General features: G+C 67.5%; 22 protein-coding genes. 6 read left to right on the forward strand and 16 right to left on the reverse strand.

Annotated features, from left to right (window positions below; all coding sequences use genetic code 11):
- Window positions 1–13: 13 nt before the first annotated feature.
- The 11 genes from ACIPR8_RS15010 to ACIPR8_RS15060 all read right to left on the reverse strand — a co-directional run bounded on the left by ACIPR8_RS15010 (window position 14) and on the right by ACIPR8_RS15060 (window position 11,786).
- A complete protein-coding gene (locus ACIPR8_RS15010; RefSeq protein ID WP_446541508.1) occupies window positions 14–1,270 on the reverse strand; it encodes a glutamate-5-semialdehyde dehydrogenase in 1,257 nt (418 codons plus the stop codon).
- Between the two features lie 27 nt (window positions 1,271–1,297).
- Window positions 1,298–2,446 (reverse strand): glutamate 5-kinase, encoded by a 1,149-nt coding sequence (gene proB / locus ACIPR8_RS15015; RefSeq protein WP_446541509.1) that lies wholly within the window; start codon window positions 2,444–2,446, stop codon window positions 1,298–1,300.
- Between the two features lie 4 nt (window positions 2,447–2,450).
- Window positions 2,451–2,708, reverse strand: a complete 258-nt coding sequence (locus tag ACIPR8_RS15020) for a YciI family protein (protein ID WP_446541510.1) — start codon at window positions 2,706–2,708, stop codon at window positions 2,451–2,453.
- Between the two features lie 272 nt (window positions 2,709–2,980).
- Complete coding sequence (locus ACIPR8_RS15025) at window positions 2,981–4,279, reverse strand: argininosuccinate lyase (protein ID WP_446541511.1); 1,299 nt, start codon at window positions 4,277–4,279, stop codon at window positions 2,981–2,983.
- A 74-nt stretch (window positions 4,280–4,353) separates the two neighbouring features.
- Window positions 4,354–5,307 (reverse strand): N-acetyl-gamma-glutamyl-phosphate reductase, encoded by a 954-nt coding sequence (argC, locus tag ACIPR8_RS15030; protein ID WP_446541512.1) that lies wholly within the window; start codon window positions 5,305–5,307, stop codon window positions 4,354–4,356.
- Complete coding sequence (locus tag ACIPR8_RS15035) at window positions 5,304–5,912, reverse strand: GNAT family N-acetyltransferase (RefSeq protein WP_446541513.1); 609 nt, start codon at window positions 5,910–5,912, stop codon at window positions 5,304–5,306. The genes argC and ACIPR8_RS15035 overlap by 4 nt, the downstream gene beginning before the upstream one ends.
- A gap of 4 nt (window positions 5,913–5,916) precedes the next feature.
- On the reverse strand, window positions 5,917–7,245 hold the full coding sequence (locus tag ACIPR8_RS15040; RefSeq protein WP_446541514.1) for an acetylglutamate kinase: 1,329 nt from the start codon (window positions 7,243–7,245) through the stop codon (window positions 5,917–5,919).
- 73 nt (window positions 7,246–7,318) lie between these two features.
- Window positions 7,319–8,416, reverse strand: coding sequence for an acetylornithine deacetylase (locus ACIPR8_RS15045; RefSeq protein WP_192286070.1), 1,098 nt, complete (start codon window positions 8,414–8,416; stop codon window positions 7,319–7,321).
- Between the two features lie 170 nt (window positions 8,417–8,586).
- Entirely contained in the window at window positions 8,587–9,777 is a 1,191-nt protein-coding gene (locus ACIPR8_RS15050; protein WP_132863001.1) for an argininosuccinate synthase, read from the reverse strand.
- Window positions 9,778–9,920: 143 nt separating this feature from the next.
- Window positions 9,921–10,931, reverse strand: coding sequence for an N-acetylornithine carbamoyltransferase (locus ACIPR8_RS15055; RefSeq protein ID WP_192286072.1), 1,011 nt, complete (start codon window positions 10,929–10,931; stop codon window positions 9,921–9,923).
- A gap of 303 nt (window positions 10,932–11,234) precedes the next feature.
- Window positions 11,235–11,786, reverse strand: coding sequence for a hypothetical protein (locus ACIPR8_RS15060; RefSeq protein WP_446541515.1), 552 nt, complete (start codon window positions 11,784–11,786; stop codon window positions 11,235–11,237).
- A 165-nt stretch (window positions 11,787–11,951) separates the two neighbouring features.
- Between ACIPR8_RS15060 and cysS the strand changes: the two genes are divergently transcribed.
- The 3 genes from cysS to ACIPR8_RS15075 all read left to right on the forward strand — a co-directional run bounded on the left by cysS (window position 11,952) and on the right by ACIPR8_RS15075 (window position 15,199).
- The gene (gene cysS, locus ACIPR8_RS15065; protein WP_446541516.1) at window positions 11,952–13,319 is read left to right on the forward strand and encodes a cysteine--tRNA ligase; all 1,368 of its coding nucleotides are present in this window, start codon (window positions 11,952–11,954) and stop codon (window positions 13,317–13,319) included.
- Window positions 13,320–13,517: 198 nt separating this feature from the next.
- On the forward strand, window positions 13,518–13,958 hold the full coding sequence (locus tag ACIPR8_RS15070; RefSeq protein WP_132862997.1) for a SufE family protein: 441 nt from the start codon (window positions 13,518–13,520) through the stop codon (window positions 13,956–13,958).
- The gene (locus ACIPR8_RS15075; protein WP_446541517.1) at window positions 13,955–15,199 is read left to right on the forward strand and encodes an MFS transporter; all 1,245 of its coding nucleotides are present in this window, start codon (window positions 13,955–13,957) and stop codon (window positions 15,197–15,199) included. Before ACIPR8_RS15070 ends, ACIPR8_RS15075 begins: the two co-directional genes overlap by 4 nt.
- Before the next feature lie 174 nt (window positions 15,200–15,373).
- On the opposite strand, the gene ACIPR8_RS15080 is transcribed toward ACIPR8_RS15075, so the two are convergent.
- Window positions 15,374–15,829 (reverse strand): nucleoside deaminase, encoded by a 456-nt coding sequence (locus ACIPR8_RS15080; RefSeq protein WP_446541518.1) that lies wholly within the window; start codon window positions 15,827–15,829, stop codon window positions 15,374–15,376.
- A 70-nt stretch (window positions 15,830–15,899) separates the two neighbouring features.
- On the reverse strand, window positions 15,900–17,006 hold the full coding sequence (gene dksA, locus ACIPR8_RS15085) for an RNA polymerase-binding protein DksA (RefSeq protein ID WP_446541519.1): 1,107 nt from the start codon (window positions 17,004–17,006) through the stop codon (window positions 15,900–15,902).
- A 260-nt stretch (window positions 17,007–17,266) separates the two neighbouring features.
- Between dksA and yidD the strand changes: the two genes are divergently transcribed.
- Genes yidD through ACIPR8_RS15100 form a run of 3 tightly spaced genes read left to right on the forward strand, consistent with a single transcriptional unit; the run spans window position 17,267 to window position 19,738 of the window.
- Window positions 17,267–17,539, forward strand: a complete 273-nt coding sequence (yidD, locus tag ACIPR8_RS15090) for a membrane protein insertion efficiency factor YidD (protein ID WP_446541572.1) — start codon at window positions 17,267–17,269, stop codon at window positions 17,537–17,539.
- Between the two features lies 1 nt (window position 17,540).
- Window positions 17,541–18,887 (forward strand): dihydroorotase, encoded by a 1,347-nt coding sequence (locus tag ACIPR8_RS15095; RefSeq protein ID WP_446541520.1) that lies wholly within the window; start codon window positions 17,541–17,543, stop codon window positions 18,885–18,887.
- Entirely contained in the window at window positions 18,887–19,738 is an 852-nt protein-coding gene (locus tag ACIPR8_RS15100) for a M23 family metallopeptidase (protein WP_446541521.1), read from the forward strand. The genes ACIPR8_RS15095 and ACIPR8_RS15100 overlap by 1 nt, the downstream gene beginning before the upstream one ends.
- 133 nt (window positions 19,739–19,871) lie before the next feature.
- Here the strand turns inward: ACIPR8_RS15100 and ACIPR8_RS15105 are convergent, their stop codons facing one another.
- The 3 genes from ACIPR8_RS15105 to ubiG are packed head-to-tail and all read right to left on the reverse strand — an operon-like array spanning window position 19,872 to window position 21,988.
- Entirely contained in the window at window positions 19,872–20,555 is a 684-nt protein-coding gene (locus ACIPR8_RS15105) for a squalene/phytoene synthase family protein (RefSeq protein ID WP_313254593.1), read from the reverse strand.
- 24 nt (window positions 20,556–20,579) lie between these two features.
- The gene (locus ACIPR8_RS15110) at window positions 20,580–21,269 is read right to left on the reverse strand and encodes a phosphoglycolate phosphatase (protein ID WP_446541522.1); all 690 of its coding nucleotides are present in this window, start codon (window positions 21,267–21,269) and stop codon (window positions 20,580–20,582) included.
- Complete coding sequence (gene ubiG, locus ACIPR8_RS15115; RefSeq protein WP_446541523.1) at window positions 21,266–21,988, reverse strand: bifunctional 2-polyprenyl-6-hydroxyphenol methylase/3-demethylubiquinol 3-O-methyltransferase UbiG; 723 nt, start codon at window positions 21,986–21,988, stop codon at window positions 21,266–21,268. The genes ACIPR8_RS15110 and ubiG overlap by 4 nt, the downstream gene beginning before the upstream one ends.
- Between the last annotated feature and the right edge of the window lie 5 nt (window positions 21,989–21,993).

The raw sequence follows: 21,993 nt of genomic DNA on the forward strand, positions 1-21,993 counted from the left end.
CCCTCGGCGGGTATCAACCCAACGGGTGCCGCAACTGGCCCTCACCCTGCACCACGAAACGCTCCACCGTGAGCGCTTCCAGGCCCATCGGCCCATAGGAATGCAGGCGCGTGGTGGAGATGCCGATTTCCGCGCCCAGCCCCAGCTCACCGCCGTCGGAGAAGCGTGAGGAGGCGTTGACCATCACCACCGCCGAGCGCAATGCCCGCACGAATGCCTGGCCGTGTGCGGGCGTACCGGTGGCGATCACCTCGGTATGGTCGGAGGTGTACTGCTGGATATGCGCGATGGCAGCCTGCAGGTCCGGCACGATGCGGATGGCCAGGATCAGGTCCAGGTACTCGGCGGCGTAGTCGTCTTCCGTGGCGGCCAATACGTCCGGCAGCACCGCGCGGGTGGCCACATCCCCCCGCAGCTCCACCCCGCGCTCGCGCAACGCCTGCGCCGCCGCCGGCAGGAAGCGCGCGGCGATGGCTTCATGCACCAGCAGTGTTTCCAGCGAATTGCAGGCCGCCGGACGCGAGACCTTGCCATCGACCAGCAGGCCGATCGCCAGATCGATATCGGCACTGTCATCGACGAACAGATGGCACACGCCCTTGTAGTGCTTGATCACCGGCACCCGCGCATGCTCGGCGACGAAGCGGATCAGGCCCTCGCCACCGCGCGGGATGGCCAGGTCGATGACGTCGTTGAGCTGCAGCAGTTCCAGCATGGTTTCGCGGCGCAGGTCCTCGACCAGGGTCAGCGCCGCTTCCGCCAAGCCGGCCTCGCGCAGGGCGCGCCGGAGGCTGGCGGCGATGGCGGTGTTGGAATGGATCGCCTCCGAACCGCCACGCAGGATCACGCCGTTGCCGGCCTTGATGCACAGCGCAGCCGCATCGGCGGTCACGTTCGGGCGCGCCTCGTAGATCATCGCGATCACCCCCAGCGGCACGCGCACCTTCTGCACGCGGATGCCATTGGGCCGCACATAGTCGCGGGTGACCTCGCCCACCGGGTCCGGCAGCGCCGCCACCTCGCGCAGCGCATTGGCCACGCCGGCCAGCCGCGCCGGATTCAACGCCAACCGGTCGAGCATCGCAGTGCCCACGCCCTTGTCGCGCGCGGCCTGCAGGTCCTTGTCGTTGGCCGCCAGAATGGCCGGCGCATCGGCCTCCAGTGCCGCCGCCATCGCCTGCAGCAGGTCGCCACGGGCCTGCGTGGAGAGACGGCCCAGTTGCAGGGCGGCATCACGGCATTGCAGGGCCAGGGTGCGGATATCACTCATGACGGTTCCCGTGGTTGCGGGGCGAACTCACAGCACCACCATGTCATCACGGTGGACCACGTTGTCGCCGTAGTTGTAGCCAAGGATGGATTCGATCTCGCGCGTGTGGTGCTGGCTGATGCGGCGGATGTCCACCGCCGAATACTGGCTGACGCCGCGCGCGACCTTCTGCTGGCCCTGTGCGTCGAACAGGCGTACCTCCACCATGTCGCCGCGCCGGAACTCACCTTCGGCGCCGAGCACGCCGCCGGGCAGCAGCGATGCACCTTTCTCGCGCAGCGCACGCGCGGCACCGGCGTCGATCAGGATCGCACCCGGTTCCAGTGGCGCATGCCGCAGCCAGTACTTGCGTGCGGCGATGCGCGACTGCCCGGCGTGCAGGCGGGTACCGCGCAGCCGCCCCTGGGCCAGCCCGCGCACCACGTCGCCATCCCGGCCGTTGAACAGGAAGGTATCGATCCCCGCCGCACCGGCCTTGGCCGCGGCCTGCAACTTGGTCTGCATGCCACCGGTCCCCACCGCGCTGCCGCTGCCACCGGCCATCGCCAACACCTCCGGCGTCAGTTCCAGGACCTCGTTGATCGGCCGCGCATCGGGATTGCCGCGCGGGTCGGCGGTATACAGGCCATCGATGTCGGTGGCGATGAACAAGGCATCGGCGTCCACCAGCGCGGCCACGATCGCGGCCAGATTGTCGTTGTCGCCCAGCTTCAGTTCATCCACCGAAACGGTGTCGTTCTCGTTGACCACCGGCAGCGCACCCAGCGCCAGCAGCTCGGTGAGTGCGGCGCGCGCGTTGAGATAGCGTCGGCGGTTGCGCAGGTCGTCGTGGGTCAGCAGCACCTGTGCCACCGGCCGTTCGAAGAAGCGCTGCCACAGCGCGATCAGCTGCGCCTGGCCCAACGCGGCCAGCGCCTGCCGTGCCGCCATCGCCGCACCGGCCTCGGCCGCCTTCGGCACGATGGCGCGCCCGGCCGCCACCGCGCCGGAGGACACGATCACCACCTCACGCCCGGCCAGCACATTGGCCGAAACGAACTGCGCCAAGCCCAGCGCGAAGCGTGGCGTCAGCCCGCCGCCGTCGGCGGCGAGCAGGCTGCTGCCGACCTTGAGCACGGCTCGGCGCCACTGCGGCAGCGCTTGTTCGGTGAACGGCGAAAGTGAAGTCTGGATCATGGGATCAACGTGTATTCCACTCGTGAATGATCAGCTCGGAACTGCCGTGGAGGGCCAACGGATCGGCCGCGACGACGGCCTTGGCGGCTTCCAGAGTTTCGATGTTCTTCAAGACATAGGCGCCGCCGGTGCCATCGCTGAAGCCGCCGGTCAGATGCAACTGGTCTTTCGCGTCGAGTGCGTTGAGGAAAGCGATGTGGGGGGCAATCACTGCATCGTCAAATGACGGCTTGCGCATTGCCAGTACGAGGTAGAGCTTCATTGCGTTCTCCTTTAGCTGCGCATGACACCACGACGAAAGCGAAGATGACACGATTGCTTTCGCTTGGAACTTGCTTTGGCTGTTGCTTTGGCTGTCCCTTCTCCCGCCTGCGGGAGAAGGTGCCCGAAGGGCGGATGAGGGATGCTTTGGACGTTGCCCAGCCAGGAGCTTCCCCTCACCCCAACCCCTCTTCCGCAGGCGGGAGAGGGACTTAAGCCGCAGCCGGAGCCAGGACCAAACCAACACGGGCGCCCCAGGCGCCCGTGTCCACCTCAGCCCTGCAGCGCCGCCAGGCGTGCGTTGAGCTCGTCCAGACGCAGGTCCGCCGCCGCGCCGGGCGACACGCGCGCGGCCAGGCTGCCTTCGGGGGTACGCCCCTGCCCCGCCGTTTCCGACGACGCCGCCGCGGCCTTGTAGGCATCGCGGAACGGCACGCCTGCCACGGCCGCTTCCACTGCCACGTCGGTGGCATACATGCCCGAATCAATGGCCGCACGGATGTGATCGTCCCGCCAGTCCAGGTTGGACAACAACGCCGGCAGCAGTTCCAGCGCCGCCAGGCCACGACCAAAGCCGTGCACGATGGCGCCCTTGGAGTTCTGCAGGTCGCGCTGGTAACCGGACGGCAGCGACAGCAACTGCTCGATCTCGGTGCGCGCGGCGGCGACGCTGGCGTGGGTGGCGCGCATCAGCTCGATCACGTCCGGGTTGCGCTTGTTCGGCATGATCGAGCTGCCGGTGGTGTACTGCGCCGGCAGCGCCACGAAGGCGAACTCGCCGGTGGTGAACAGCGACAGGTCCCAGGCGATGCGGCGCAGGTCCAGCGTGGCCCCACCCAAGGCTTCCAGTGCAGCCAGCTCGAATTTGCCGCGCGAGAGCTGGGCGTAGATCGGGCTGATCTGCATGCGCGCGAACTGCAGCGCCTGCGTGGTGTGGGCACGGTCCAGCGGCAGGTTGACGCCGTAGCCGGCCGCGGTACCCAGCGGGTTGGTGTCGATCAATGCGCGGGTATCACGGGCGCGCACCGCGTTGTCGATGAACGCCTCGGCCCAGCCGGCCCACCACATGCCCGCCGAGGACACCACGGCGCGCTGGATGTGGGTGTAGCCCGGCAGCGGCTGCTGCTGTTCGGCGGCAGCACGGTCCAGCGCCACCCGCGCGACCTCGATGCTGATCTGCGCCACGCGCGCCAGTTTCTCCTTCAACCAAAGCCGGGTGGCCACCAGGATCTGGTCATTGCGGCTGCGGCCGGTGTGGATCTTGCGGCCGGCATCACCCAGGCGTTCGGTCAGGCGGGCCTCGATCGCCGAGTGGCAATCCTCGTACTGCTCGTCGAGCACGAACGCACCGCTGCGGAAGTCCTCGGCCAGCGTCGTCAGTTCGCGCGTGAGCGCGGCCAGCTCGTCGGCGCTGAGGATGCCGATGTGCTGCAGGCCTTCGGCATGCGCCGCGCTGGCCTGGATATCGTGCAGGAAGAACTCGCGATCGAGGATGACGTCGTCGCCGGCCAGGAAAGTCTGGATCTTCGCGTCGACCGCGACGCCGGGTTTCTGCCAGAGCAGGTTGGTCATGGTGGTTTCTCGGAATCGAAAAGGTTTGCTATGGCTGTCTGCAGAAGCGGCCTTGGCCGCGCCTGCGAAGCTCGTCACTGCGGGATGGCGGTCAACTCGTCCAGGCCCAGCGCGCGGTTGAGGTTCTGCAGCGCCTGGGTCGCGGCGCCCTTGAGCAGGTTGTCGATGGTCGCCACCACCACCACGCGCTTGTTGCCCGGCGCCATCGTGAAGCCGCCGATCTGCACGCCATGGGTGCCGGCGATGCGGCTCACCCATGGCGCCTCGTCCACGACCTCCACCAACGGCTCGCCGGCGTAGCGATGCGTATACAGCGCGACGATCTCCTCGCGCTTGAGCGGCTGTTGCAGCCACAGGTTCACGGTCATGGTGATGCCGCGGAAATGCGGCGCCACGTGCGGCATGAACTCCACCGGCACGCCGAGCTGGGTCGACACCTCGCGCTCGTGCACGTGGTTGGTCAACGCATACGGCATCAGGTTGTCGCGCAGCAGCTCGGGGTTGTTCTTGTCCGAGGGCGTGGTGCCGGCGCCGGACCAACCCGACACACCGAAGCACGTCGGCGGCCCGGCCAGCTGCGACAGCAACGGCGCGATCACCAGCTGCATCGCGGTGGCGTAGCAGCCCGGGTTGCTGATCCGCTTCTGCCCGTCGTAACGGTTGCGGGTCAGCTCCGGCAGGCCGTAGTACCAGTGGTTGTCGAAGCGATAGTCCGCCGACAGGTCGACGATCACCGTGTCCGGCCTGGCTGCATCCAACGCCGCCACGAACGGTTCGGCCTTGCCATTCGGCAGCGCCAGCACCACCGCGTCCACGCCCTTGGCGGCGACTGCGTCGGCGTCCAGGCTCTCGTAGCGCAGTTCACCGGTGTAGGCATCGTTGTGGTCGGCCACGCGCTGCCCGGCCAGCTCGCGCGAGGACACGAACGCCAGTTCGATGTCCGGGTGCGCGGCCACCAGCTTGATCAGCTCGGTACCGGTGTAGCCGCGCGCGCCGACGATGCCCAGCGAGAATTTCTTGTCAGTCATGAATGCGAATCCAGCAGGAACTGCAGGTGGGCTTTCACCGCCGGCCATTCCGTATCGATGATGGAGAACACCACGGTATCGCGACGCGACCCGTCCGAATGGCGCTTGTGGCTGCGCAGCACGCCGTCCTGCTTCGCGCCCAGGCGGGCGATGGCCCGACGCGAGATCTGGTTGAACCAGCTGGTCTCGAAGCCCACGCTGATGCAGCCCACCACCTGGAAGGCATGCTGCAGCAACAGCAGCTTGGCCTCGGTATTGAGGCCAGTGCGCTGCACGCGCGGGTTGTACCAGGTGTAGCCGATGTTCAGGCGCGGCACGTCCGCTTCCAGCGCGTAGAAGCGGGTGCTGCCCACCACCTCACCGGCGGCGTCCTTGACCACGAAGGCCAGCACCTTGCCCTGCGCCTGCACGTCCAGGGCGGCGTCGACGTAACCCTGCACCGCTTCGGGTGCCGGCACGTTGGTGTACCAGCAGCGCGACAGTTCACCGTCGCCCAGGGCCAGCTCCAATGCCGGCACGTGCGCCCGTTGCAACGGCTGCAGCCATGCATGCCGGCCCCTCAGTTCCGGTGGCGTATTCCAGAGAGTGTCCGAACCGACCTGCATCGCATCAATCCTGCAGGCTCGCCTTGCGTTCACCGCAATGCTTCACGTAGCCCTTGATGGCCTCGAAGTCATCGGCGCCGAACCAGAACACCTTCCAATGCCCCTGCTTGTAGCAGCCATCGGACTCGGCGTAGTAGAAATGGTTGACCGGATTGCCGTTGCGCGAGCGCCAGAACAGCTGCGGGGTTTCCTCCAGCATCACGTTCCAGACCGCGCGGCCCAGGCCTTCGCCCTGTGCGTCGTCCAGCACCGCGAACTTGTCCAGGTACACGCCCTCGGCCTCGTCGGTAAGGATCACCGCGGTGCGGTAGTTCTCGCTGACATAGGCGCGCAGCAGCTTGGTCTTCTCGAAGTAATCCGGCACCAGCGTGCGACCGAAGCTGGATTCGATCAGCTGCTTCAACCGCACGGTATCCAGCTCACCCCAGGAGGTGGCCTTGAGCACCTTCTCGCCGCGACGCACCAGCGTGCCCGAGCCCTTGTGCGTGAACAGCTCCTTGGCCAGGTCGGCCGGGCGCGTGATCGACACCGACGACTCCTCCGGCAGCTTGTCCAGCAGGTCCTTGATCTGCTCGATCTTGACCCGCATGCCACCATGGATCCACGGCTGTGCCATCAGCTGGTCGTACTCGGTGGACAGGTTGATCGAGGAGATCAGCGTGCCTTCCTCGTCCAGCAGCCCTCCGGTGCCGGTGAGGAAGATGATCTTGTACGGCTGCAGTTCCTGCACCAGCTCATTGGCGGCGAAGTCGGCGTTGACGTTGAGGATCTGCCCGCTCGGGGTTTCGCCGAGGCTGGTGATCACCGGGATCGAACCGGCGCGCAGGCTGGCTTCGATCGGCGCCAGGTTGACCTTCTTCACCTCGCCGACCAGGCCGTAGGTGTCCGGGTCCAGGTACTGCGCCTCGAATACGCCACCGGTGATCGAGGTGGCACGCGCCCCGTTCTGCTGCAGCGCCTCCACCAGCTTGAGGTTGGACTGCTGGAACACCTTGCGCACGATCGCCAGCGCTTCGGGCGTGGTCACGCGCAGGCCGTTGATGGTCTGCTTCTCGATGCCGGCCGCCGACAGTTCGGCGTCCAGCTGCGGGCCGGCGCCGTGCAGCACGATCGGGGTCAGGCCCACTTCCTGCAGGAACGACAGCGAGGAGGTCAGCGCCTCCAGGTCGTCGCGCAGCACCGCGCCGCCGACCTTGACCACGGCGAAGCGCTTGGCGTCCAGCTGCGAGAAACGCTTCAGGTACTGGCTGATCTCCTTCGCGCTGGCCATGCTCGAAAGCAGGCGGACGATGGTCTGGCGGGTCTGGCGATGGGGTTGCATGGCAGGGGACATTGCTTGCGTCTACAAGGCGACCACGACGGTCGCGGGGGAAGAAGCCGGCGGCACGCCGCCGGGCCACTGCGGCTCAGGCGCCGCGTTGCAGGATGCTGTGCACCGATTCGACGTAACGCTGCAGCTGCTCCAGCGTGACGAACTCATCGGCGGTGTGGGCCTGGGCGATGTCACCCGGGCCGTACACCATCGTGGTGTAACCACCGGCCGAGAACAGCGAGGCCTCGGTCCAGAAATCAACGGCGTTGCCGATCGGCAGGCCCAGCTCGTCGGCGATGTCGCGCGCGGCCAGGCGGCGTTCCTCGGCCCGGGCGATGTCACCGGAGGGCAGGCTCGGGCCACGGAAGGTTTCCTCGAAATGCGCGGCCTGCGGCTCGGCGAAGCCGGCGAAGGTGGCCAGCAGCGCATCGATGTCCATCGACGGCAGTGGGCGGAAGCCGAAACGCAGCTCGGCTTCGGGCGCGATCATGTTGGCCTTGATGCCGCCTTCGACGCGGCCGATGTTGAAACGCAGGCCGGTCAGGCCGCCGAAGCGCGCATGTGCCAGCGACTCGACGTGGTCCAGCGCCTTGCCGCCCCAACGCATGGCCTGGTGCAGTGCACTGGCCGACGGGTCCTGCTTGCCGGAGGCATGCCCGGCGCGGCCGGCGAACTTCATCAACACCGAGCTGATGCCGCGGTGCGCCAGCACCGCCTCGCTCATGGTCGGCTCGGCCACCAGCACCGCTTCATAAGGGATGCCGCGTGCCAGGAAGGCGGCGATGCAACGCGGGTCGTTGGCTTCCTCGTCGCTGGAGAACAGGAACGCGGCGTCGCCCTGGCTGGCATTGGCGGCGGCCACCAGTGCGGCGGCGGCCCCCTTGATGTCGCACACGCCCAGGCCGACCACGCGGTCGTCGAGGCGGCGCATCACGTGCGGGTTGGCGCTCCAGTGCGGGGAATCCGGCACCGTGTCCAGGTGCACGTTGAACAGGAAACGGGGAGTGCCACGCACCGCGTACAGGCTGACCGCACCGGCACCGTGGTCGATCACCTCGACGTTGAAGCCCGGCAGGTGGTCGCGCAGGTAATCGAAGATGCCACCGGTGGTGATCGCACGCGGCGGGTTGCGGGTGTCGTAGGACACCAGCGCTTCGAGGTGCTGCAGGGTGGATTCGAGCAAGGTCGTCATGGTGGGCAGCGGCAGGTCATCAGGTCAGTGATCGAAGGCATCCCTTCCACCGCATGCGGGGGAAGGTGCCCGGAGGGCGGATGGGGGTGCTTTGTGCTTCTGAATCTCCTCAAGCCAAAGCCCCTCCACCCCAACCCCTCTCCCGCATGCGGGAGAGGGGCTTCATGCGCTCAGCGGTTGACCTGCGCGTACAGCGTCGAGCTCATGCCGAACAGCTTGATGAAGCCTTCGGCTTCCTCCACGCCCCAGTCCGCCGACTGCGCGTAGGTCGCGCCCTTGGCGTTGAGGATGTACGGCGAGCGCACCGCCACCGCGTCGACGCGGCCACCGCGGGTTTCCAGCACCACTTCGCCGGTCACCTTGGCCTGGGAGGACTTCAGGAACGCCTCGATGTCGTACTTGAGCGGGTCGTGGTAGAAGCCTTCGTACACCAGCTCCACCCACTTGCGCGCCACTTCCGGCTTGAAGCGGTTCTGCTGCTTGGTCAGCACGGTGTCTTCCAGCGCGCGGTGCGCGGCCAGCAGCGAGACCAGGCCCGGTGCTTCGTACACGATGCGGCCCTTCAGGCCGATCACGGTGTCGCCGGTGTAGACGCCACGACCCACGCCATACGGCGCGAACAGCTTGTTGAGCTTGGCCAGGATCTGCTCACCCGGCAGCGCCTTGCCGTCCAGTTCAACAGCCACACCTTCGACGAACTTCAAGGTCACGGTCAACGGCTCGATCGGCCAGGCGCTGCGCGGTGCGCACCAGCCGCGTGCACCCTCGCCCGGGGCTTCCCACTTGTCGATCTCGCCGCCGGACATGGTCAGGCCCAGCAGGTTCTCGTTGATGGTGTAGGCCTGCTGCTTGGCACGCACGCCAAAGCCGCGCTCCTCCAAGTACTTCTGCTCGTAGGCGCGGGTCTGGGTGTGCTCCTTCTGGATCTCGCGGATCGGCGCGACGATCACGTAGTCGCCCTGCGCCTTCACCGCCAGGTCGAAGCGCACCTGGTCGTTGCCCATGCCGGTGCAGCCGTGGGCGATGATGTTGGTGCCCAGTTCGGCGGCGCGCTTGAGCGCGGCATCGACGATCAGGTAACGGTCGGACACCAGCAGCGGGTACTGGCCCTGGTAGGCCTCGCCAGCCCACACGAACGGCTTGACGAAGCCTTCCCAGATCGCCGGGCCACCGTCGACGGTGACATGGCTGGTGACGCCCAGTTCGGCGGCACGCTTCTCGATGAAGTCACGCTCCTCGGCATCCACGCCGCCGGTGTCGGCGAACACGGTGTGCACGTTGTAACCGCGCTCCTGCAGGTAGGGCACGCAGAAGCTGGTGTCGAGGCCGCCGGAGAAGGCGAGGACGATGTCTTTGCTCATGGGGAAGAAGTCTCTGCTGTTGATCTTTAAGCCCCTCTCCCTCCGGGGGAGGGGTTGGGGAGGGGGCGAACGAATGAAGGTGCATCTGGGGCAAGGCGTTACCCTCACCCCAACCCCTCTCCCTCGGGAGAGGGGCTCAAGCGTTACTTGCCGGCCAACGCCGCCATGATCGCCTTCTGCACATGCAGGCGATTCTCGGCTTCATTGATGGCGATACATTGCGGCGAATCCATGACAGCGTCGGTCGCCTTCACGTTGCGGCGCAGCGGCAGGCAATGGCTGAACACACCGTTGTTGGTCAGCGCCATCTTGGCTTCGTCGACGATGAAGTGCTTGTACTGGTCGCGGATCGGCTTCTCCGGCTCCCAGTTGCCGAAGAACGGCAGCGCGCCCCAGCTCTTGGCGTAGACCACGTCGGCACCGGCGTAGGCGCTGCGGATGTCATGGCTGACCTGCAGCGAACCGCCGCTCTCGGCCACGTTCTGCTCGGCCCAGCCCATGTAGCGCTCGTCCAGCACGTAATCCGGGGTCGGGCACAGCAGGGTCACGTCCATGCCCATGCGGGTGGCGATGGTCAGCGCCGAGTTGGCGACCGCCGTGTTCAGCGGCTTGGGGTGGTAGGTCCAGGTCAGCACGTACTTCTTGCCGCGCAGGTCGGTGGTGCCGAAATGCTCCTGCAGCGCCAGGATGTGGGCCAGCTCCTGGCACGGGTGGGTGATGGTCTCCATGTTGATGACCGGCACCGGCGAATACTTGGCGAAGCTCTTGAGCACGATGTCCTGGCGGTCGTAGGCCCAGTCCACGAACTTCGGGAACGCGCGCACGCCGATCAGGTCGACGTAGCGGCCCAGCACCTTGGCCACCTCGGCGATGTGCTCCTCGGTGTCACCGTCCATCACCGTGCCCAGGTTGAACTCGATCGGCCACGCGTCCTTGCCCGGCTGCAGCACCACGGCATGCCCGCCCAGCTGGAAGGCACCCAGCTCGAAGCTGGTGCGGGTACGCATGGAGGGGTTGAAGAACACCAGGGCGATCGACTTGCCCTTCAGCTCGTCACCCAGCTTGTTCTGCTTGAACCGCGTCGCCTGGGCGAGCAGTGCATCAAGGTCGGCCCGGCTCCAGTCCTGGGTGTTCAAGAAGTGCTTCAGAGACATCAATCCATCCTTTGCTGCGGGAAGTTGCCGTTGCCGGCGGTTGGATGCGCCGGGGCGCGACTCATTGCGTTTGAAACTTTTGGTGGCGCGAAAACGAAAAAACCCAGCCTGGGCTGGGTTTTCCGAACAGACAGCACGAAGCTCCGGCTTACCCAGCGAATATGTGGGATTCCGGTCGGCGGGCACGCGAGGTCATGCCGGAGGCCATCCGGGCGGTGCTGGTTTCGTGCTGGAAGCTGTTCGCCTTCATAGCGCCGAATACTCGCATGCGGCCCTGCGGCACGCAAGTGCCGCGGCGCAGCATCAGGGGATGCTCGGGGTGGCTTCGAACGACTGGCCGATATCCGGGGTGATCGACACCCGCAGTTTCAGGCGGTTGCCCGGATCTTCCGGCAGGCGCGAGCGGAACTTGATGCCCTTGTAGACGTAGTCCACGTCGTAGGCGATGGGACGGCGGAACTCGCGGCCGACCTCGACGATCCTGCATTCGGGCGTCAGCAGCGCGCTGGCGCCGGGGTGATGGACCTGGCTGCTGTCCTCGACCGCCTCCTCGCCTTCCCCGCGCGTGAAGATGCCGCGCACCGAATCCCAGAAACGGCGGAAACCTCCCTTCTCCTCCTCGCCCTTGACCTGGACCGGGGCCAGCGTGCGGGTGGATACCGGCTCGCAGTGCTCTTCGGTACGGGTGGCGCGCAGGGTCTGGAAGACCGGCTCGACATTGAGCACCTGCGCATAGTCGTAGCGCACGTTCTCCATGATCACCACGCGATTGCGCTGGTCACCGTCCTGCGCCTGGGCCGCAACGGGACCGGCGGCGAACAGGCTGGCAAACAACAGAAACGGAGCGGATTTCATCAATGAATTCGATCAAGGCCCGGGATGGGGGGCAACAATAGTGTAGGCAGGCGAACTGCCCCGGGCCTGAACATTACCCATCCGCAGGCGTTCTGCCCAGCCCGGCTGTGCCCCGCCCGGCCCGGACCGCTAGAATTGGGCGATTCGTTCCTCCCCCGGAAGACCATGACCCTGCGCCTGCACAACAACCTGACGCGGCAGCTGGAGCCGTTCGCTCCGCTCGATCCCTCCGCCCCGACCATGTATGTGTGCGGCCCCACCGTCTACAACTACGTCCACATCGGAAATGCCCGTGGCCCGGTCGTCTTCGGGGTACTGGCCGACCTGCTGCGGCGCCGCCATGGTGCGCTGCGCTACGCCCGCAACATCACCGACGTGGATGACAAGATCAACGCTGCGGCCAAGGAACAGGGGGTGCCGATCTCGGCCATCACCGACCGCTTCGCCGCCGCCTACCGACAGGACATGGCCGCACTGGGCGTGGTCCCGCCGGACATCGAGCCGGAGGCCACCGCGCATATCCCGCACATCATCGCGATGATCCAGGACCTTATCGACAGCGGCCACGCCTACGCGGCCGAGGGCCATGTGCTGTTCTCGGTCGGCAGCTTCAAGGACTACGGCAAGCTCTCGCGGCGTGACCCGGAGGAAATGCTGGCCGGCGCCCGCGTCGAGGTGGCCCCGTACAAGCGTGATGCCGGTGATTTCGTGCTGTGGAAGCCCTCCAGCGACGACCTGCCGGGCTGGGACTCACCCTGGGGCCGTGGTCGCCCGGGCTGGCACATCGAATGCTCGGCCATGGCTGCCGCCCACCTGGGCCCGACCATCGACATCCATGCCGGTGGCGTGGACCTGCAGTTCCCGCACCACGAGAACGAGATCGCGCAGAGCGAATGTGCCCATGGCGGGCAGACCTTCGCCCGCTTCTGGCTGCACAACGGCATGCTCAACTTCGGCGGCGCCAAGATGAGCAAGTCACTGGGCAACATCGAGCGCGTCCACGACCTGGTCCGCCAGCACCCGCCGGAGGCCCTGCGCTATGCGCTGCTGTCGGCGCACTACCGGCAGCCGCTGGACTGGTCGGACAACCTGATCGAGCAGTCGGTCCGCACCCTGGACCGGCTGTACGGCACCCTGCGTGACCTGGCCGATGTCGAGGCGACCGCGCAGATCCCGGCTGCGGTCGAGGCGGCGCTGGACGATGACCTCAACACGCCGCTGGCACTGGCCGAAGTGGCGCGACTGGCGGCCGAGGCCCGCAAGGCCGAAAGCGCCCAGGACAAGGCCCGCCTGAAGCGCGAGCTGCTCGGTGCCGGCCTGGCGCTGGGCCTGCTGCAGCAGGCGCCGGCGGCGTGGTTCAGCCGCGGCGCCGAAGCCGGCGACGATGCCCGCATCCAGGCCTTGATCGACGAGCGCATCGCCGCCAAGAAGGCCCGTGACTTCGCCCGTGCCGATGCCATCCGCGACCAGCTGGCGGCGGAGAGCATCGTGCTGGAAGACACCCCGCAGGGCGTGCGGTGGAAGCGCGGCTGAGGCCTCTGTTTTCCCTCACCCCAACCCCTCTCCCGCGTGCGGGAGAGGGGCTCAGCCCAGCGCACGCTGAGGCGAAACTGAGCGACTGCAACGCTTGAAGCCCCTCTCCCGCACGCGGGAGAGGGGTTGGGGTGAGGGCAGAACCGCCCGCCCCACCGGCCCGCCCGTCAACTGGAGCGGGCAAGAACAGGAACCCCCATGACCGACACGATTTTCCCGCTCGAACCCACCCCCGCCGACGCCCAGGCCGCCATTGCCGACGAGTTCTCCTTCTTCGGTGACTGGTCCGAGCGCTACCAATACCTGATCGACCTCGGCCGCAAGTTGCCGACCTTCCCGGAAGAATGGAAGACCGAGGAGCACCGCCTGCTCGGCTGCCAGTCGATGGTCTGGATCGTGCCGGAAGGCAACGCCGACAAGCTGGTCTTCCATGCCATCAGTGATTCGGCCATCGTCTCGGGCCTGATCTACCTGGCCCTGCGCGTCTACTCCGGTCGCTCGGCCGCCGAGATCCTGGCCACCGAGCCGGACTACGTGGCCGCCATCGGCCTGGCCAAGCACCTCTCGCCGACCCGCAGCAACGGCCTGGCCGCGATGCTGGCCTTCATCCGCGAAACCGCCCAAGCGCAGTCGCGGTGAGCGCCCCCGCCGGCGACGCCAGCGCCCTGGCCCTGCTGCGCCAGCCGGGCTTCGCGTCACTGCTGCTGTACCGCATCGCCGCGATGCTGTCCTACCAGATCGTCGCGGTCACGGTCGGCTGGCACATCTACGAGATCACCCGCAATCCGTTCTCGCTGGGCCTGATCGGCCTGGCCGAGGTGCTGCCGTTCTTCTGCGTGGCGCCGTTCGCCGGCTACCTGGTCGACCACCTGCCCCGCCGCAGGCTGGGCATGGCGGCCAGCCTCGGCCTGATCGCCACCGCGGTGGTGCTTGCAGCGGTGGCGATGGGCTGGCTGCCGTTCAAGGGCGTCTGGCCGATCTACCTGGCCATCGCGCTGACCGGCATGGTCCGCGCCTTCCTGTCACCGATCTACAACGCGCTGTTCGCGCGGGTGTTGGCACGCGAGCAGTTCGCGCGCGGGGCCGGCTTCGGCAGCGTGGTGTTCCAGACCGGCATGGTGGTCGGCCCGGCACTGGGCGGCGTGCTGGTCGGCTGGGGCGGCAAGGGCCTGTCCTATGGCGTGGCCGCGGTGATGGCGACGCTGGCACTGCTCGCGCTGGCCTCGCTCCGGGTCAGCGAACCGCCCCCGCCGCAGACGCGCGCACCGATCTTCGCCAGCATCGCCGAAGGCGCGCGCTTCGTGCTGGGCAACCAGATCATGCTCGGCGCAATGGCGCTGGATATGTTCTCGGTGCTGCTGGGTGGCGTGGTGGCGATGCTGCCGGCCTTCATCCAGGAGATCCTGCACTACGGCCCGGAGGGCCTGGGCATCCTGCGCGCGGCGCCGGCGCTGGGCTCGATCTGCGTGGGGCTGTGGTTGGCGCGCCGGCCGTTGCAACGCAATGCCGGGCGCGTGCTGCTGTTCGCGGTGGCCGGCTTCGGCCTGTGCGTGATCGCCTTCGGGCTGTCCCAGCACTTCTGGCTGTCAGCGGCGATCCTGCTGTTCTATGGCGCCTGCGATGGTGTGTCGGTGGTGGTGCGCTCGACCATCCTGCAGTTGGCCACGCCGGATGAGATGCGCGGCCGGGTGTCCTCGATCAACGGCATCTTCATCAGTTCGTCCAATGAGCTGGGCGCGTTCTACGCCGGCACCATGGCCCGTTGGCTGGGGCTGGTCCCGGCGGTGGTCATCGGCGGCTGCGCGGTGCTTGGCGTGGCCGGGGTCACCGCCTGGAAGGCGCCGCAGCTGCGCCGGTTGAACCTGCGCGACCTGCAGTAAAGGCCTGCCCTCATCCGCCCTGCGGGCACCTTCTCCCGTCCACGGGAGAAGGGAGCGCCGACAACAGCCCGGCAGTCGGATGGACCCAAGCGTTCCATGCAATCTCGAACACCCTCCCTTCTCCCGCCTGCGGGAGAAGGTGCCCGCAGGGCGGATGAGGGCGCCGCTTGCCCGCTACGGCTTCATTCCCCACTCCGCATACAGCCCCTGCTCGCCCGCCGGCTTCCATTGGCGCAGGCCGGAGGCCGGTGCCGCCGGTCCTTCGGCCAGGCGTGCGTACACCGCGCCGGTCGACAGGCCGAACGGCTCTGCGTCCTCATTCGAATAGGCGAACCAGGCCTGCTGGATCCCGCACAGGTACATCGCAGCCAGGCACATCGGGCACGGATGGCCGCTGGCATATACGCTGCAGCCATCCAACCGCGGGCTCCCGAGCACAGCACTGGCCAGGCGGATGGCGCGCATCTCCGCGTGATCGGTCGGGTCGTGGCTGGCATGGATACCATTGGCCGCTTCGGCCAGCACCTTGCCGTCCTTCACCAGGACCGCACCGAATGGGCGCCCACCGGCGGCGATGTTCGCGCGCGCCAGTTCCAGCGCGCGGCGCATGAAAACGTCCTGCTCTGACATCTTCTCCCACCTCCAGAAAGACAGAACCCCGCCAGGGCGGGGTTCTGCAGGGTGCATCACGCCGGGACGATCAGTCGCCCTGCTGCTTCTGCAGGTGCTCCCAACGCTCCTGCGCATCAATCGTGCGCTCGGCGGTGAGGCGGGCTTCCAGACGGTCCAGGCCGATCTCTTCGCCGGTGTCCACGCAGTAGCCGTAATCTCCGGCTTCCAGGCGCTTGAGCGTGCTGTCGATCTTGCCGATCAGCTTGCGGTAGCGGTCGCGGGTACGCAGTTCCAGCGAGTTCTCGGTCTCACGGGTGGCGCGCTCGGCTTCATCGCCGATGTCACGCACTTCGTCGCGCAGGTTCTCGATGGTCTGCTTCGACTCCTCGACCAGGTCGGCGCGCCACTGCAGCAGGCGCTGACGGAAGTACTCCTGCTGCAGCGTGCTCATGTACTCCTCGTCGGCGCTGGGCTTGTAGCCGGCCGGCAGGATCGGACGACCGGACGCTTCGTCGGTCTTGTATTCGACAACCTTGTACTTGCTGCGCGGTGCCGGGGCCGCCGAACGGGCGGTTACGGCAACCGCCACCTTGCCGACCGGACGGACGGCTGCAGGCGCTGCGGACTTGACGACGGTGGTTTTGACGGGGGATTTCGAAACAGGCACGGGATTCTTGATTTGCGGGGCCTTGGGCGCGGGCGTCGGCTTGGCGGCCGGCTTGGGGGCCGGTGCTGCAACCTTCTTGGCGACTTCGGCCGGGACAGGCTTGGCCGTCACCGGCTTGGCGGCCGGCTTCGGTACGGACTTGACCACGGGCGGGGTGGCCGGCGTCTTTGCGGGCTTGGCGGCGGGCTTGTCCGCCACCTTCTTTGCCGCGGGCTTGGCCACCGGCTTGGCGGGCACCTTCTTCGCAGGTGCTGCCGGCTTGGCAGCCGTTTTCTTGGCAACGGCGGGCTTGGGCGCCGCCTTCTTGGCCGGAGCCACCGGTTTGGCCACCGCCTTCTTGGCAACAGCCGCCTTCTTGGCGGGCGCTGCAGCCTTCTTGGCGGGCGCTGCAGCCTTCTTGGCGGCCGGCTTGGCAGCCTTGGCGACCGGCTTCTTTTCAACCGGCTTGGACGCCGCCTTCTTGACTACAGGTTTGGCGGTTTTCTTGGCGACCTTGACGGCCTTCTTTGCAGGTTTTTTAGCAGCCACGAAACGCTCTTCCTTGTTTCCCCCGGGGCCCGGGAAAGCGGGCCTTTATAGCCTACCCGACCAGCAGCAGCAACCGCGCCGGGCCCCGTTGCCTGAACGGATGCCCGACCCGTGCAATACAGGTCCGGTGGCGTCACCGGACCGTTTCGCGCAGTTCGGAACGTAACCAGGAGCCATCCGCCCCTGGCTGGCTCGGCAAAACCCGCAGGCATTGCCGCAGCCGTCCGCGCATCGTGCGACAAATCCAATGGCAATGCCAACTGGCATATCATTCGGGGGTGATCGGCCGCCTACTCATCGCCGTACTGCGCGTGTACAAGCGCTTCGTCAGCCCCCTGCTCGGGCCGCGCTGCCGTTTTGTCCCCAGTTGCTCTGAATACGGGATGGAAGCCATCCGCGTACACGGGCCATTGCGTGGCTGTTGGCTGACGCTGCTGCGGCTGGGACGCTGCCAGCCCTTCCATCCCGGCGGTTTCGACCCGGTACCGGGGCGGCCCGATTCCCCCTCTTGCCGCTGTACAGGAAAACACTGACATGTCCTCCACGCTCATCACCAACGCCCGCATGGTCAACGAAGGCCGTACCTTCGATGGCGACCTGCGCATCGAGAACGGCCGCATCGCGCAGATCGGTAGCGGACTGTCCCCGCGCGATGGCGAACAGGTGGTGGACGCCGCCGGACGCTGGCTGCTGCCGGGCATGATCGACGACCAGGTGCATTTCCGCGAACCGGGCCTGACCCACAAGGGTGACATCGCCACCGAATCGGCCGCGGCCGTGGCCGGCGGGCTGACCAGCTTCATGGACATGCCCAACACCAACCCGCCGACGCTGGATTCGACCATCCTCGAAGCCAAGTACGAACTGGCCAAGGGCCGCGCCTGGGCCAACTACGGCTTCTACCACGGCGCCAGCAACGACAACCTCGAGGCCATCCGCGTACTCGACCCGAAGAAGGCGCCGGGCGTGAAGGTATTCATGGGCGCCTCCACCGGCAACATGCTGGTCGACAACCCGGAAACCCTGGACGCGATCTTCCGCGAATGCCCGACCCCGATCATCACGCACTGCGAAGACACGCCGATGATCGACGCCAACCTGAAGGCGTTCCAGGACAAATACGGCGACGCACTGACCCCGGAGATGCACCCGGATATCCGTTCGCGCGAGGCCTGCATCAAGTCGACCCGGCTGGCGATGTCGCTGGCACGCAAGCACGGCACCCGCCTGCACGTGCTGCACATCTCCACCGCCGATGAGCTGGAACTGTTCGAGAAGGGCCCGTTGATCCGCGCCGATGGCAGCCGCAAGCAGATCACCGCCGAAACCTGCGTGCACTTCCTGCACTTCGCCCGCCCGGATTACGCCACCAAGGGCAACCTGATCAAGTGCAACCCGGCGATCAAGGACGTGGCCGACCGCGAGGCGATCACCGCCGCGCTGGCCGACGACGTGCTCGACGTACTCGCCACCGACCACGCCCCGCATACCTGGGAAGAGAAGCAGAAGCCCTACGCCCAGGCGCCGTCCGGCCTGCCGCTGGTGCAGTACGCGCTGGTCGCGGCGCTGGAGCGCGTGCACGAAGGCAAGCTGACCCGCGAGCAGGTGGTGCAGAAGTTCGCCCATGCGCCGGCGCAGCTGTTCGACGTGGAAGAGCGCGGTTTCCTGCGCGAGGGCTACTTCGCCGACCTGGTGCTGGTGGAGGACGTGCCGTTCACCGTCAAGCGCGAGGACGTGCTGTCCAAGTGCGGCTGGTCGCCGTTTGAAGGCACCACCTTCCGCTCGCGCATCGCCTCCACCTGGGTCAATGGCCAACTGGTGTGGGACGGCAGCAAGCTGGTCGGCGCGCCGGCCGGCCAGCGCATGACCTACGACCGCTGATGCGTTCGTCCTTACTGTTCGGGGCGCTGCTGCTGGCCGCGCCCCTGTTCCCCGCCCCGTCCGTGCAGGCACAGGACGGCATCGGCGAGCTGGTCGACAACCGCGTGGTGTTCCCGGCCAGTGCTTCGCAGGGCGCGATGGTGATTGGCAAGGTGCCTGCGGGCAGCAGCGTGCGCTATGCCGGCCGTGACCTGCGGGTCAGCAGCTACGGCAGCGTGGTGTTCGGCATCGGTCGCGACGAAAAGGGACCGCTGCAGGTGCAGGTGCGTCGCCCGGATGGCAGCAGCGAAACCGCCAGCATCGTGGTGACCCCACGCGACTGGCCGACCGAACGGGTCAACGGCGTGCCGCCGAAAACAGTGAACCCGCCGCCGGCCATCGCCGAGCGCATTGCCCGCGAGCAGGCACTGGTGACCGAATCACGCCGGCGCGACGACAACCGCACCGACTTCACCCAGACCTTCGCGTGGCCGGTGCAGGGCCGCATCAGTGGCCGCTTCGGCAACGCCCGTGTCTACAACGGGCAACCGGGCAGCGGTCATTCCGGCATGGACATCGCGGTGCCGACCGGCACGCCGGTGAAGGCCCCGGCGGCCGGCATCGTCACCTTCGCCAACCCGGACCTGTACCTGACCGGCGGCACGCTGGTGCTCGACCATGGCTTCGGCATCAGTTCCAACTTCCTGCACCTCTCGCGCATCGACGTGAAGGTCGGCGACCGCATCGAGCAGGGCCAGACCATCGCCGCGGTCGGCGCCACCGGGCGCGCGACCGGGCCGCACCTGCATTGGGGCATGAACTGGTTCGACACCCGGATCGACCCGCTGCTGGTGCTGGAGCGCGCAAGGTAGGCGCGCCTTCAGGCGCGAAGCCGGCAACATCGGCAACCGGGCTTTGCGAATGGCGGAACATCTTCCAGCTTCGCGGCCAAGGCCGCTCCTGCGGTTTGCAGGAGCGCCTTCAGGTGCGAAGCGGGCGACGGCCTTACCCGCGTGCGGCCCACCAGCTGCGCCACAACAACGCGGCCGGGCTGGGCTGGTACTGCCCGCCCTTCAGCACGGCCTGCAGGCGGGCGCGGGCCAGCGACGCGTACAGACGACGCGGGCGCGGGCCGGCCACCCGCGACGGCCATGCGGCCAGCAACTGCCGCTGCCACTGCGTCTCGTCGCCGGCGGCGAGCGGCACCACCGCTGCACCCAGCTCCTGCACCCGGTGCGCCAGGGTCTGGGTCAGCACGGCCTCTCCGGCCGCCTTCGCCGGTGCCTGCTTGAACATCGCCGCCTCCACCGCGGCTACCGCAGCGGCATAGCCCGCCAATCCGGCGCGCGCCTGGGCCCCATCGGCAACGCGCTCGCGCGCGTCGACCAGGCCTGGCAGGGCATCGGCCAGCTGCGCCCATGGCGCACGCACCGGCTCCAGTACGCGACCCAACGGATGCCGCGAGCGCTGGCTGTCCCAACTGCGCAGTTCCTCACCCCACCACGCCAGCTTGGCGTCCGATGGTGTGGGGTCACCACTGACGTTGAGCATGTCATCGAACTCCTGCAGCAGCGCGAACCACGCCACCGCGCGTTCGCGCATGCCCTCCTCGACGAAGCGCTCGACGAAGACCCATTCCGGCCACCGCTCACGCCACTTGTCCAGGAAGCTGTCCAGCGCACTGCTCACGTCATTACCTCGATGTTCGTTGGTTCAGGCCGAAGCCCGTCGGGTCAGCGGCCATGCGTCCGCCTGCCAGAGCTGCTGCGGCAGCTCGCAATACTGGTCGGCCTGCCAGCTGGCCGGATCGTCGTGGTCCAGTCGGTAGCCCCACAACGCGGCCACCGACGGCATGCCCGCCGCGCGCGCGGCGACGATGTCGCGCTCGTCGTCGCCGACGTACACGCAGGCCGCCGCTGCCACCTGGATCTGCTGGGCAGCCACCTGCAGCGGCAACGGGTGCGGCTTGCGTTCGGCCAGCGTGTCGCCGCCGATGAGCACCGCGCAGCGCTGCTCCCAACCCAGTTGCGGCAGGATCTGCCGGGCCAGGTACTCCGGCTTGTTGGTGACGATGCCCCACACGCAACCGGCCTGCTCCAGCGTGCGCAGCAGCGATTCGACGCCGTCGAACACCCGCGCGTGCCGGCCGATCAGTGATTCGTACAGGTCAAGGAATTCCGGCACCAGCGCATGCCGCTCGCTCTCGGCCATGTGCGGGAAAGCCACCGCCAGCATCGCCCGCGACCCCTTGGAAACCACCGGCCGCAGCTGTTCCAGCGCGACCCCGTCCATGTTGCGCGCCTGGCGCATGGCATTGACGGTGGCGACGAAGTCCGGGGCGCTGTCCAGCAAGGTGCCGTCCAGGTCGAACAGCACCGCCGCCGGGAACCGGGGCGCGGTCATGCCTGGTCCGGCTTGACCGCGTAGGCCAGGTAGTTGATGTCGGTGCGGCTGCTCAGGCGCGCGCGGTTGCGCCACGGCTCGTAGGCCATGCCGCTGACGTCCTGCAGCTGCAGGTCGGCCTGGCGCAACCAGGCGCCCAGCTCGGCCGGCTTGATGAATTCCTGGTAGTGATGCGTGCCCTTGGGCAGCAGGCGGGCGATGTACTCCGCGCCCACCACCGCCACCGCGAACGCGGCCGGGGTGCGGTTGATGGTGGACAGGAACAGCTTGCCGCCCGGACGCAGCAGGCGCTGACAGGCGGCGATGATCGCTCCCGGGTCCGGCACGTGCTCCAGCATCTCCATGCAGGTCACCACGTCGAAGCCGCCCGGCTGCTCGGCGGCCAGGTCCTCGGCGGCCTGCACGCGGTAGTCCACCTGCACGCCCGACTCCAGGCCATGCAGGCGCGCCACCTTGACCAGCTCCGGCGCCAGGTCGATCGCGGTCACCTGTGCCCCTTCCTTGGCCAGGGCCTCGCTGAGCAGGCCGCCACCGCAGCCGATGTCCAGCACCTTGGCGCCGCGCAGCGTCGTGCGATCGGCCACGTACTGCAGGCGCACCGGGTTCAGGGCGTGCAACGGCTTCTGCGGGCCATCGGCGTCCCACCAGCGGTTGGCCAGCGCGGCGAACTTGTCCAGTTCGGCCTGATCGAAATTGGTGGAAGCGGTAGATGCACTCATTGCGG

The organism is Stenotrophomonas sp. LARHCG68, from assembly GCF_052871705.1.